Raw genomic sequence first — 12162 nt, forward strand, 5'->3', positions numbered from 1 at the left:
ACCTCGAAGTCCTCGCCGAACGGAGGCCGCTCCCACAGAGATGGTGACAGTATGTGACCATGCGAACGCCCTCAGCGAAATCCTTCAACACCGCCGGTCCGTGCGACCCGCGCCTCCATTACATGCTGCCGCCCACGCCGCGGCTTCCCGAGGCACGGACGCTGATCGAGATGGACCGGTACTTCGTGGTCCACGCGCCCCGGCAGACCGGTAAGACGACCGCGCTGGAAGCCCTGGCATCCGAGCTGACCGCAGAGGGCGACATCGCCGCCCTGATGTTCTCCTGCGAGCGCGCCAAGTCGGCCGGTGACGACTATGCGGCGGCGGAGGAGATCCTGCTGAAGTCCCTCCGCCAGGCCGCCGAGTGGTCGGGATGGCCGGAGGAACTGCTGCCACCGGACTCTTGCCCTCAGGCTCCGGCGGGCACCAGGTTCGATTCGGCGCTGACCGAGTGGTGCCGCCGTAGCCCGCGCCGGGTGGTGCTGCTCATGGACGAGATCGACGGCCTGCAGGGCAACAGCATGGTCAGCATTCTCAGCCAGCTCCGTGACGGCCACAACGCGCGGCCGAAGGGGCGTCCGTTCCCCGCGTCCGTGGTGCTGTGCGGGCTGCGCGACGTGCGTGACTACAAGGTCGCCTGCGGTGGCGACGCCGACCGGTCGAACCCCACCAGCCCGTTCAACATCGTCACCAAGTCCCTGCGCCTGGGCGACTTCACCGCCGGCCAGATCGGCGAACTGTACGAACAGCACACGGAGGCGACCGGACAGGAGTTCACCAAGGACGCCGTCGACCGGGCCTTCGAGCTGACCCAAGGACAGCCATGGCTGGTCAACGCCCTCGCCCACGAGATCATCGTGGAGATGGGGGTGACCGATGCCGTCACCGTCGCGCGGGTGGATGAGGCCAAGGAGCGGCTGATCCGGGCGCGGGCCATGCACCTGGACTCCCTGATGGCGCGGTTGCACGAGCCCCGGGTCAAGCGGGTGATGGAACCGATCGTGGCCGGCGACCTCTACACCGACTCCGCCTTGTCCGACGATCTGTCCTACGTCCGTGACCTGGGGCTGATCAAGCAGAAACCCCCGCTGGAGGTGGCCAACCCGATCTACCGGGAGGTCATCCTGCGCGTGCTGGGCGATTCGTCGCAACAGAACGTGCGCGCGGACCCGCGGAGTTTCGTGCTGCCGGACGGCCGGTTCGACCTGCCCCGGCTGCTGGAGGAGTTCGTGGTCTTCTGGCGCGAGCACGGCGAGGTGCTCATCCGTCAGGAGAACTACCACGAGGCCGCCTGCCAGATCATCCTCATGGCCTTCCTGCACCGCCTTGTCAACGGCGGAGGCTATCTCGATCGCGAGTACGCCGCCGGCACCAAACGCCTGGACGTGCTCGTCCGCTGGCCCTACACCGGCCCCGGCGGCGAGCGGCTGATGCAGCGCGAGGCGATGGAGCTCAAGGTCTGGCGAGCAGGCAAGGACGACCCGCTGACCGAAGGGCTGGCCCAGCTCGACGGGTACCTGGACCGGCTCAGCCTCACCACCGGCGTCCTGGTGATCTTCGACCGGCGGCCCGAGGCCGCGCCGTGGAACCAGCGAGGCACGTTCGAGCAGGCGACCACATCGTCCGGCCGCCAGGTCACCGTTCTCCGTGGATGACCCCGAACGCGCCACGTAAGGGGGTTCTACCCGTACGACCTACCGCGGCGGGAGGTGCGGGGGCGGCGGGTGGCGCGGATGCGGGCGAGGATCCGCACCATGCCCTCGGGGCCCGGCTGCCACCCGCGCTCGATCAGGGCGTTGGCCACGGCCTCCAGGAGGTCGGCGGCCCGGCCGGGGATGACGTCGGGGCCCGCGACGACGATCCGCCAGCCGAGGCCGCGCAGCTCCTCCCGGCGCGACTCGTCGTGGCGGCGGTCGGCGGGGGTGGTGTGATGCTCGCGGCCGTCGTACTCGACCGCCACCTTGTAGGCCTCCCACCCGAGGTCCAGGCAGGCGTGGCGGCCTCCGGGGAGAGTGACGCGGAGCTGCGGAGCGGGTCTGGGCAGCCCGCAGTCGGCGAGCATCATCCTCAGCAGGCTCTCCCTCGGGGACGCGGCCCGCCGGTCGGCGAGGGTGAGCACGTCCCGGGCGCGGCCGGAAAGGGTGCGGTGCCACAGCGGGCCGAGGTCGACGCCCCGGCGCAGGAACTGGTCAAGCACCACCACCGCCTCGGCCCTGGGCAGCCAGTGGGCGCAGTCGAAGGCGGTCCTGGCGGGGGTGGTGACGCGGATGCCGGCATGGTGGGTGACGTCGCCGGTGAGCAGGGCCGCCGGATAGGTGGCGCAGCCGGGGGCGTCCAGCCCTTCCGGGGTGATCAGCTCCAGGGGTTGCAGCGTGCCGAGGGGGTGCGACGTCTCCACGCCCCAGACGCGTGCCGCGCTCGCCCGGCACACCACGGCCTCGGGAATCGCCCGCGTGACCCGCCGGGCCTGGACCAGCAGGAGGACCCGTTCGCGCTCCCCTGCCCGCTTGCGCTCCTTCTGCGGCACCGGCTGAACCGCCGGGCCGAAACGGGGCTGCGGCTCCCGTGGCCTCCAGGAAGCATCGTCAGACTCACCGTGAGTACGGTCCCCGGGTTCAGACGATGTGGAGGCGGTCATGGGTTCAGGGTGCACCCGGTGGCCCGCGCGAGCGGGAGGTGAGCGGGGTTCTGTGGATGGGCGACGGCCGTCCACAGGACGTCACGGGTGCAGTTGGAGGCCCTTGAGGGTTTTGTCCACGGTGTTCTTGGGGCCATACACCGCCAGGCCGACGAGCTGCAGGTCCGGCGCCGCCACCGCGCGCACGGCGGCGCGGTTGGCGTCGTCGTGGCCCGTCTTGAACATCTCCTCGATGTAGACCGCCACCCGCAACCCCCGCGCCACGGCCTTCTCACGGACCGAGGCGAGCGAGCCGGCCGTGTAGACGAGCACCGGCTGGCGGAACATCGGCAGGTAAGCGTTGCCCGACCCGTCCTCGTACGGCTCCCCGATCGTCTCCGGCGCGCCGCCGGCCACGGCGCTCGCGAGGAAGGCGGTGACGTTCAGTTTCTGCCAGGTGGCCAGGTCGTCGCGGACCACGATGCCGATCTTCGTGTCGAAACGCATGGCGTCCAGGCTGCCGTCACCGCCCCCTCGGGGTCTTGAACGCTGGTGCGGCTACCCGGCCAGCACCGGCTGCCAACCGGGCACCTCGTGGAAGCGGCGCAGCTCGGCCAGCCCGGCGAGGTTGCCTCCCCAGGCGGCGAAGGGCGGGCGGTCGAAGCCGCTCTGGATCATGGTGAGCCGGGTCTTGCCGCCGGTGCCCTCCAGCTCCCAGGTGCCGACGCCGGTGGCGCCCCAGTCGACGCTGACCTTGCGGTCGGTCTCCAGCTCCAGGATCTTGGCCGGGTGGGGGTTGTTCTCGATCCCGCCCATCGCGAACCGCCCGCCGACGTGCGGCTCGATCTCGATCGGGTAGCCGAACCAGCGGGTGGCCGACTCGGAGTCGATCAGCGAGTGGAAGACCTGCTCCGGGGACGCGTCGACCAGGACCGAGGCGCGCAGGTCGCCGGTGGCGGTGAAGTCGATCTTCGGGGTGAGCTCGCGGCCCTCGAAGTGCTCGGCCAGGTTGGTCAGCGCCAGGCACCAGTACGTCTGCAGCACTCCCCTGATCGAGCTCTCCGCCAGCGCCTCCTCCATGCTGAAGTGGCTCTGCTCGACCGTGACGATCGTGGTCTCGGGCCCCTCCTCCTCCAGCCGGAGCTCGGTGGTCGTCTCGACGCCGTCCAGCGTCCAGGCGAACCGGACCGTACGGTCGTCGGCGTGCAGCAGCCGCTGGTGCGGCGCGTCGCCCTCGGGGGTGTGGCGGCCCCAGAAGGCGTAGCGGTCGGGCAGCTCCACCTCGGCGTGCTCGGCGAGCCAGACACGCAGCGCGGCGGGGTCGGTGAGGGCGTGCCGGACCTCCTTGACCGGGGCCTGCACGCGGGCACGAATGATCATGGGCTTTCTCCCTTGGGGTAACAGGCGAGGGCGAGCTTGAAGGCGTCGCCTTCGGCTCCCCCATAGCGCGTGAACAGGTCCCGCATCACGGTCTGCAGGTCGTCGAGGAACTCCTGCCGCTGCTCCGGCCGTACGTAGATCTCGCCGGACAGGCCGATGGACGGCAACTCCGGGGCGGTCCTGTCGAGCGCGGCGATGTCGGCCTGGACCTCCTCCATGAGGTCGAGCAGGTAGCCGAGGCTGAGCTCGTCGCGTGCCCTGGTCAGCCCGATGCGGCCCACGAGGCGCGGCGACAGCCAGTAGGAGCGGGCGCCGGCCTGGTAGATGCCCTCGCTGATGCCACGCACCTTGCGCTCGGCCACCTGGTCGACCAGCCCCGCGTCCACCAGCCGCTTGACGTGGTAGTAGACCCGCTGCGGGGTCTGACCGAGCCGGGCCGCGACCTCGCTGCAGGTGCGCGGCTCGGCGAGCTGCCGCAGCACCTCGACGCGCTGCGGCTTGAGCAGCGCCTCGGCCTGCTCGATCTCTTCCAGATACAGGACTTCTCTCATCGCAAAAATCATCCTTTACGTAAAAACACTGTTTGTCAATAGAATCGGAGGCGTGGCACGTGAATGGTCCCGCTACTGGAGGTCTCCCGACCGGCCGATCGAGGCCATGCACGCCCACTTCGCGCGCCACGTCTACCACCGGCACAGTCACGAGACCTACTCGTTCGGCATGACCGAGGACGGCGCGCAGTCGTTCACCTGCCGGGGGTCGGCGCACACGAGCACCCCGGGCATGGTCATGGCCTTCAACCCCGACGACCCGCACGACGGCCGGCCCACCGACGCCCTCGGCTTCACCTACCGCATCGTCCATCTCGGCCCCGGCCTGATGTCGGAGGTGCTCGACGACCTGGCGGGCCGCCGCACGGGCCTGCCGCTGTTCGCGGAGCCGGTGGTGCACGACCCGGCGCTCGCCGCCGCCCTGCGCGCGTTGCACGCGGCCCTGCTCGGCGGCGCGCCCGCGCTGCGCCGCGACGAGCTGCTCGCCGACACGGTCAGGGCGCTGGTACGGCGCGCGGCCACCGGCCCGGTCACCGTGGCGGGCGGCTCCGGCGGGGTGGCGGCCAGGGTCAGGGCGATGCTGCGTGACCGCCCGCTCGACGACGTGACGGCCGACGACCTGGCCAGGGAGGCGGGCACCAGCAGGTTCGCCGTCTACCGGGCGTTCCGCGCCGCCTACGGGATGGCGCCCAGCGACTACCAGCGCCTGCTCAGGCTGCGGGAGGCGCGACGGCTGATCGCGGGCGGGACCCCGATCGGCGAGGTGGCGGCGCTCACCGGGTTCGCCGACCAGAGCCATCTGACGCGCTGGTTCGGCCGCTGCTTCGGGCTCACCCCCGCCGCCTACCGCGCCGCCGCCCTGTGACCCGTCACGGCCAGGAGGACTCCTGGTCGGGGTCGCCGCCGTCGGTCAGCAGCCGCAGGTCCGACTCGACCATCATCGCCACCAGCTCGTCGAACGACACCGTCGGCTCCCAGCCGAGCTGCACCCTGGCCTTCTTCGGGTCCGCGCACAGCAGGTCGACCTCGGCGGGCCGGTGCAGCGCCTGGTCGGTGACCACGTACCGCTCCCAGTCGAGCCCCGCCGCCGCGAACGCGGCCTCGGCCAGCTCCCTGACGGACTTCATCCGCCCGGTGCCTATCACGTAGTCCTCGGGCTTGTCAGCCTGGAGCATGAGGTGCATGGCGCGCACGTAGTCGCCGGCGAACCCCCAGTCGCGCCGCGCCTCCAGGTTGCCCAGCCGCAGCTCACCGGCCAGGCCGAGCTTGATGCGGGCCACCCCGAGCGAGACTTTGCGGGTGACGAACTCGGCCCCGCGCCGGGGCGACTCGTGGTTGAACAGGATGCCGGAGACCGCGAACATCCCGTACGACTCGCGGTAGTTCTGCGTGAGGAAGTGCCCGTACGTCTTGGCGACCCCGTACGGCGAGCGCGGGTGGAAACCGGTGCTCTCGTTCTGCGGGGTCTCGCCGACCTGGCCGAACATCTCCGAGGAGGAGGCCTGGTAGAAGCGGATCTGCCCGCCCGACGGGCGCCCGCCGCGTGAGACGCCGGAGCACACCCGGATGGCCTCCAGGACGCGCAGCACGCCCATCCCGGTGACCTCGGCCGTCAGCTCGGCCTGCTCCCACGACATCGGCACGAACGAGATCGCGCCGAGGTTGTAGACCTCGTCCGGCTGAACGCGTTCCACCGCGGAGATCAGCGAGCCCTGGTCGAGCAGGTCGCCCCTGACGAGGTGGACGTCGGCCAGAAGCTTGCGGATGCGCGACACGCGCGGGTTGGCCTGGCCGCGGGCCAGCCCCCATACCTCGTAGCCCTGATCGAGCAGGTGCTCCGCCAGATAGGAACCGTCCTGGCCGGTGATGCCGGTGATCAGAGCGCGCCTGGCCAAGGGTCCTCCAACTCTCGCCTACCCGGGGAATACTATCTAGAACACGTTCCACCGAACAACGCTCGGTCAGGCTAATGCCGCAGTTCGCACGGCTTGTCCGTGTGACTGTGAACCATTCCAGATGACCTACCGAATGGTAGCCTTCTCGGACTAAGGTCATCTTTCACGGTACACGCCCGCGTTCCGGGCCTACCGGCGGAGAAAGGGGTGTCCGTGAGCACGGACTCGCTGCGGATCGCGCTGCTGTCCTACCGCAGCAAGCCCACCTGCGGCGGCCAGGGCGTCTACCTCCGCCACCTGAGCCGCGAGCTGGTCGCGCTCGGCCACCACGTCGAGGTGTTCTCCGGCCAGCCGTACCCCGAGCTCGACGAGGGCGTCATCCTGCGGAAGGTGCCCAGCCTCGACCTCTACCGCGACGAGGACCCGTTCCGCACCCCCAGACTCGGCGAGTACCGCGACTGGATCGACCTCCTGGAGGTCGGCACCATGTGGACCGCGGGCTTCCCCGAGCCGCTCACCTTCACCCTGCGCGCCCACCGCGAGCTGAAGAAGCGCGTCGGCGACTTCGACGTGGTGCAGGACAACCAGACCCTCGGCTACGGCCTGCTCGGCATCCAGAAGCTGTTCCCGGTGGTCGGCACCATCCACCACCCGATCAGCGTGGACCGGCGCATCGAGCTGGAGGCCGCCCAGGGCGTCAAGAAGCTGACCATGCGCCGCTGGTACGGGTTCGTGAAGATGCAGGCCAAGGTGGCCCCCCGGCTGAACCCGATCCTGACGGTCAGCGAGTCGTCGCTGGCCGACATCCACCGCGACTTCAACGTGCCGCAGGCCAACATGCGCCTGATCCCGCTCGGCGTCGACACCCGTTACTTCCACCCGCGCCCGGACAAGCCCCGCCGCAAAGGCTCGATCGTGGCCGTGGCCAGCGCCGACTCCCCGATGAAAGGGGTCGCCACGCTGCTGCGGGCCGTCGCCAAGCTGGCCACCGAGCGCGACGTCAACCTGACCGTGGTGAGCCGGCCGACCCCCGGCGGGCCCACCGAGCAGCTCGTGCAGGAGCTGTCGCTGCAGGACCGGGTCCGGTTCGTGCACGGGATCTCCGACGACGAACTGGGCGAGCTGATCGCCACCTCGGAGATCTCCGTCGTCCCCTCGCTGTACGAAGGGTTCTCGCTGCCCGCCGTCGAGCACATGGCCTGCGGCACGCCGCTGGTGGCCAGCCGTACGGGGGCGCTGCCCGAGGTCGTGGGCGACGCCGCGGTCCAGGTGTCGCCGGGCGACGCCGAGGAACTGGCCGCGGTGCTGCGCCGGCTGCACGACTCGCCGGAGGAGCGCGAGCGGGTGGGCCGGGCCGGCTACGACCGGGTCATGGAGCGCTACACCTGGCACGTGGTCGCCAAGAAGACCGTCGAGGCCTACCGGGAGGCCATCGCCGCCCGCCGGTCCCGCTGATCGCCCGTCCGAAGACAGGAGAACGTTTCTCGTGCTGACCGTCGACTTCGACCGGCTGCCCGTGGGCCCTGGGGTGCGCGTGCTCGACCTGGGGTGCGGCGGTGGCCGGCACGCCTTCGAGGTGCTGCGCCGCGGCGCGAACGTGGTCGCCTTCGACATGGACCAGACCGAGCTGGACAGCGTGGCGGCGATGTTCGCGGCGATGGACAAGGCGGGCGAGGTGCCCGGCGGGGGCACCGGCGAGACCGTCCAGGGCACCGCGCTCGACATGCCGTTCGAGGACGCGAGCTTCGACCGCGTGATCGCCGCCGAGGTGCTGGAGCACATCCCGGACGACATGACGGCGATGCGGGAGATCTTCCGGGTGCTGAGGCCCGGCGGCACGGCCGCGATCACGGTGCCGAGCTTCCTGCCCGAGCGCATCTGCTGGGCGCTGGACGAGGACTACCACACGGCCCCCGGCGGGCACGTGCGCATCTACACGCTGGCCGAGCTGTCGGCCAAGCTGAAGTCCACCGGGTTCGTCATCGGCCCGCACCACCACGCCCACGGCCTGCACGCCCCCTACTGGTGGATCAAGTGCGCCGTCGGCGTCAACAACGACGACAACCCGCTGGCGAAGGCGTACCACGAGCTGCTCGTGTGGGACATCATGAAGCGCCCTCCCGCCACCAGGATCGCCGAGGCTCTGCTGAACCCGATCATCGGCAAGAGCGTCGTGCTCTACGTGCGGAAGCCCGAGGCGTGATCTCGCGCGAGCAGGTCGTACAGACGGCCGAGAGCATCGCGGCCATCCAGCAGGACGACGGGGGCGTGCCCTGGCCCGAAGGACACGTCGACGCGTGGAACCACATCGAGTGCCTGATGGCCATGGCCGTCGCCGGGCTGCGCGAGCCGGTCGAGCGGGGCTACGCCTGGCTGGCGGCGCACCAGCGCGAGGACGGCTCCTGGCCGATGAAGGTGGTCGGCGACGCTGCGGTGGAGCGCGGCGGCGAGTCCAACCACGCCGCCTACGTCGCGGTCGGGCTCTGGCACCACTGGCTGGTGACCGGCGAGCGGGCCTTCGCCGAGGAACGCTGGCCGATGGCCAAGGCGGCGCTCGACTACGTGGCGGGGCTGCAGACCGAGCGCGGCGAGATCGTGTGGGAGCGCGACGCGCACGGCCGGCCGGCCACCTACGCGCTGCTGACCGGCTGCGCCTCCATCCACCAGGGGCTGCGCTGCGGGGTGCTGCTGGCCGATCGCCTGGGCGACCCGCAGCCGCACTGGGAGCTGGCCGCCGACCGGCTGGCGCACGTGCTCGCCGCGCACCCGGAGGCGTTCGCCGACAAGAGCCGCTACTCGATGGACTGGTACTACCCCGTGCTCGGCGGCGCGGTGCGCGGCCAGGCCGCCTTCGAGCTGCTGGAGCGGGAGTGGGGCACGTTCGTGGTCCCCGGGCTCGGCATCCGCTGCGTGTCGGACCAGCCGTGGGTGACCGGCGCGGAGACGTGCGAGCTGGCGCTGGCCCTGGACGCGCTGGGCGACCGTGACCGCGCGGTCGCGCTCTTCGCCGACATGCAGCACCTGCGGCACGAGGACGGCTCGTACTGGACGGGCTGGCAGTTCGCCAACCGCAAGCACTTCCCGTACGAGCGTTCCGGCTACACGTCCGCGGCCGTGATCCTGGCCGCGGACGCCCTGCAGGGGCTCACCGGCGGGGGCGGGATCTTCCGCGACACCGCCGCGCCGTCCGGCCTCACCGGCCGCCCGGAGCTGTGCGGCTGTACGCCCGCGCGGGCGTGACACGCAAGCGGTTTTGCCGCGTCTTTGCGCGCGAGGCCCGTGCGGCTCCGTGAAAGCGCCCAATGCGGTTACTAGCTTCGGGAGCGACCGTACGAGGCGTCTTCGGGGGAAGCGTGGGCGACACGGGCACGACATCGTTCTTGGAGCACGCCGGAAGCGAGCCGGTGGCGAGCCCGGCCCGAGGATGGCGGCGGCTGCTGTCGAGGGATCCGGGCGAATCGGACCTGAGCAGGCGGAGGTTCCGGCTCACCCGGCCGGCCTCCAGGGCCGTCATCGAAGGCGCGGAGAGGTCCTACCTCACCGGGTTCAACGCGGTCGTCTCACGGAATGTCGAACGGATCGAGGACATCTCCCGTGATCAGCTGGCCTTCGCCTACGAAGGGGCGGGGGCCGCGTGCGCGGTGCTCGATCTGGTCACCCTGACCCGGGGCCGGCGCCTTCGCGAGCTACTGGCCGGCCCCGCCGCGCACCACGCGTTCGCCGTCCATCTGGGCGCCGGCCGCGGCTACGCCATGCTGCGGATGCGGCCGGTGCGCGCCGCCCGGCGGGCCCACCCGCTGCTGCGCTGGCTGGCGCTCGACGGGTTCGGGTTCCAGTGGAGCATGGCGCGGGCCGACCGGATGGTGGGCGAGCGGGCCATGCCCGACCTGCTGTCGCGGGCCCACTGCGCGCTGTTCGACCAGGGGCTGGGGCGGCTGCTCTGGTATCACGACTGCGCCTCGCCCGACGACGTGGCGGCCAGGATCGCCGCCTATCCGGTGGCGCGGCGGGCGGCGCTGTGGAGCGGTGTGGGCTTCGCGGCCGCCTACACCGGCGGCGCGGAGGCCGACGAGCTGTGGTGGCTGACCGAGCACGCGGGAGCCGACGGCTTCCGCTCCCACCTGGCGCAGGGCTGCGCGTTCGCCGCGACGGCAAGGGCACAGGCGGGGCACCTGCCGGACCACGTGGCGCAGGCGGCGCCGATCCTGGCGGGCGGCACGGCCGAGGAGGCCGTCGCCTGGGCCGACCGGGCGCTGCTGACCCTCCCGGACGACCCGTGCGGCCACGAGGAGTTCCTCGCCTGGCAGGCGCACACCCGCCGCCTCTGGCTGCGCCGCCACCAGCCGGCCTGACCCGGCGCGCTAGATGCCGTCGGCGACGCGTTCCAGGACGCGCAGCGAGCCCGTCACGCCGACCTCGGCGAACGCCCCGGACTCCAGCGCCCGCAGGTAGACGCGGTAGGGCGCCTGGCCGCCGTCGGCGGGGTCGGGGTAGATGTCGTGGAAGACGAGCGCCCCGCCGGGCATGACGTGCGGCGCCCAGCCCTCGTAGTCGCGGGTCACCGGCTCCTCGGAGTGGCCGCCGTCGATGAACAGCATGCCGAGCGGCGTCGTCCACAGCTTCGCCACCCGGTCCGAGTGCCCGACGATCGCGATCACCTCGTCCTCCAGCCCGGCGGCCGCGATCGTGGCGCGGAACGTCGGCAGGGAGTCCATCTTGCCGAAGCGCAGGTCGACCAGCGTCGGGTCGTGGTGCGCCCAGCCGGGCTGGATCTCCTCGGAGCCGCGGTGGTGGTCGACGGTGACGACCACGGAGCCGGTCTCGCGGGCGGCGGCGCCGAGATAGATCGCCGACTTGCCGCAGTAGGTGCCGATCTCGCAGATCGGCCCGCGGGTCCCGTACGTCCGAGCCACCTCGTACAGGGCCAGGCCCTCCTGCGCGGGCATGAAACCCTTGGCGTGCTCAGCTGCGTAGAGCAGCGCGGGCGGCATCGTCATGCCCAGCACCCTAACGGCACCGAATCTTATTCGGGCGACCCCTTGCCCGCCATTATGCAACCTGTTCTACTTGGCAGCGTGAATCAGCGCGCTCGCATCTCCATGTCCGAGGAAGAGGTCGCCGCGTTCCTGGAAGCGGGACGTAAGCTCCAGCTGGCCACCATCAACGCCGACGGCACGCCCCACCTCGTGACCATGTTCTACGGCCTGGACGACAAGGGCAGGATCACGTTCTGGACGTACGCCAAGTCGCAGAAGGCGCTCAACCTGGCCCGCGATCCGCGGGTGAGCTGCCTGGTCGAGCTGGGCGACGACTACAGCGAGCTGCGCGGGGTGCTGGTGTACGGGCGGGTCACGCCGCAGGACAGCCCTGAGGACGTGCTAGACGTCGGCATGCGGGTGGCCCGCCGGATGACTCCCGGCGTGGCCGACGAGCAGCTGCGTCCCTACGTGGAGCACACCGGGCGCAAGCGGCTCGCCTACGTGGTCGAGCCTGTCAAAGTGGTCTCATGGGATCACCGGAGAATCACGTGAAAGTCAGTGTCGACGAGCTGGTCTGCGAGGCCAACGCCGTCTGCATGGGCCTCGCGCCCGAGGTCTTCGAGCTGGATGACGACGACCAGCTCCACATCCTGCTCCCCGAACCACCCCCCGAGATGCTCGACCGCGTCCGCCACGCGGTGCGGTCCTGCCCCAAAGCCGCCCTCTCCCTTGAGGATTAG

14 protein-coding genes are annotated in these 12162 nt (G+C 71.0%); 8 read left to right on the top strand and 6 right to left on the bottom strand.

Translation table 11 applies throughout. The features are described 5' to 3' along the window. Positions 1–59: 59 nt before the first annotated feature. Positions 60–1655: an AAA family ATPase gene (locus tag ACZ6YG_RS41425; RefSeq protein WP_466020963.1), complete on the top strand. Its 1596-nt coding sequence runs from the start codon at positions 60–62 to the stop codon at positions 1653–1655. 26 nt (positions 1656–1681) lie between these two features. Here the strand turns inward: ACZ6YG_RS41425 and ACZ6YG_RS41430 are convergent, their stop codons facing one another. The 4 genes from ACZ6YG_RS41430 to ACZ6YG_RS41445 form a co-directional block, all read right to left on the bottom strand. Next, positions 1682–2527: a hypothetical protein gene (locus ACZ6YG_RS41430; protein WP_466020964.1), complete on the bottom strand. Its 846-nt coding sequence runs from the start codon at positions 2525–2527 to the stop codon at positions 1682–1684. A gap of 192 nt (positions 2528–2719) precedes the next feature. Further along, positions 2720–3124, bottom strand: coding sequence for a DUF2000 family protein (locus ACZ6YG_RS41435; protein ID WP_466020965.1), 405 nt, complete (start codon positions 3122–3124; stop codon positions 2720–2722). Positions 3125–3175: 51 nt separating this feature from the next. Next, a complete protein-coding gene (locus ACZ6YG_RS41440; protein WP_466020966.1) occupies positions 3176–3997 on the bottom strand; it encodes an SRPBCC domain-containing protein in 822 nt (273 codons plus the stop codon). Continuing rightward, positions 3994–4548, bottom strand: a complete 555-nt coding sequence (locus tag ACZ6YG_RS41445; protein ID WP_466020967.1) for a helix-turn-helix domain-containing protein — start codon at positions 4546–4548, stop codon at positions 3994–3996. Before ACZ6YG_RS41445 ends, ACZ6YG_RS41440 begins: the two co-directional genes overlap by 4 nt. 52 nt (positions 4549–4600) lie before the next feature. Here ACZ6YG_RS41445 and ACZ6YG_RS41450 point away from each other — a divergent pair, with 52 nt between their 5' ends. Further along, a complete protein-coding gene (locus ACZ6YG_RS41450; protein ID WP_271279969.1) occupies positions 4601–5413 on the top strand; it encodes an AraC family transcriptional regulator in 813 nt (270 codons plus the stop codon). Between the two features lie 4 nt (positions 5414–5417). Here the strand turns inward: ACZ6YG_RS41450 and ACZ6YG_RS41455 are convergent, their stop codons facing one another. Beyond that, positions 5418–6443, bottom strand: coding sequence for a GDP-mannose 4,6-dehydratase (locus ACZ6YG_RS41455; RefSeq protein WP_148029387.1), 1026 nt, complete (start codon positions 6441–6443; stop codon positions 5418–5420). A 213-nt stretch (positions 6444–6656) separates the two neighbouring features. Here ACZ6YG_RS41455 and ACZ6YG_RS41460 point away from each other — a divergent pair, with 213 nt between their 5' ends. The 4 genes from ACZ6YG_RS41460 (at position 6657) to ACZ6YG_RS41475 (ending at position 10795) form a co-directional block, all read left to right on the top strand. Further along, on the top strand, positions 6657–7898 hold the full coding sequence (locus ACZ6YG_RS41460; protein ID WP_372452505.1) for a glycosyltransferase family 4 protein: 1242 nt from the start codon (positions 6657–6659) through the stop codon (positions 7896–7898). A gap of 31 nt (positions 7899–7929) precedes the next feature. Then, complete coding sequence (locus tag ACZ6YG_RS41465) at positions 7930–8646, top strand: class I SAM-dependent methyltransferase (RefSeq protein ID WP_148029385.1); 717 nt, start codon at positions 7930–7932, stop codon at positions 8644–8646. Beyond that, the gene (locus tag ACZ6YG_RS41470) at positions 8643–9683 is read left to right on the top strand and encodes a prenyltransferase (RefSeq protein WP_466020968.1); all 1041 of its coding nucleotides are present in this window, start codon (positions 8643–8645) and stop codon (positions 9681–9683) included. Before ACZ6YG_RS41465 ends, ACZ6YG_RS41470 begins: the two co-directional genes overlap by 4 nt. Positions 9684–9823: 140 nt before the next feature. After that, positions 9824–10795 (top strand): DUF1702 family protein, encoded by a 972-nt coding sequence (locus ACZ6YG_RS41475; RefSeq protein WP_466020969.1) that lies wholly within the window; start codon positions 9824–9826, stop codon positions 10793–10795. 9 nt (positions 10796–10804) lie between these two features. Here ACZ6YG_RS41475 and ACZ6YG_RS41480 read toward each other — a convergent pair whose 3' ends face one another. Next, on the bottom strand, positions 10805–11440 hold the full coding sequence (locus ACZ6YG_RS41480) for a class I SAM-dependent methyltransferase (protein ID WP_466020970.1): 636 nt from the start codon (positions 11438–11440) through the stop codon (positions 10805–10807). A 78-nt stretch (positions 11441–11518) separates the two neighbouring features. Between ACZ6YG_RS41480 and ACZ6YG_RS41485 the strand changes: the two genes are divergently transcribed. Then, positions 11519–11974 (top strand): pyridoxamine 5'-phosphate oxidase family protein, encoded by a 456-nt coding sequence (locus tag ACZ6YG_RS41485; RefSeq protein WP_148029382.1) that lies wholly within the window; start codon positions 11519–11521, stop codon positions 11972–11974. Continuing rightward, a complete protein-coding gene (locus ACZ6YG_RS41490; RefSeq protein ID WP_148029381.1) occupies positions 11971–12162 on the top strand; it encodes a ferredoxin in 192 nt (63 codons plus the stop codon). Before ACZ6YG_RS41485 ends, ACZ6YG_RS41490 begins: the two co-directional genes overlap by 4 nt.

The sequence above is a fragment of the Nonomuraea sp. NPDC054003 genome, assembly GCF_055585125.1.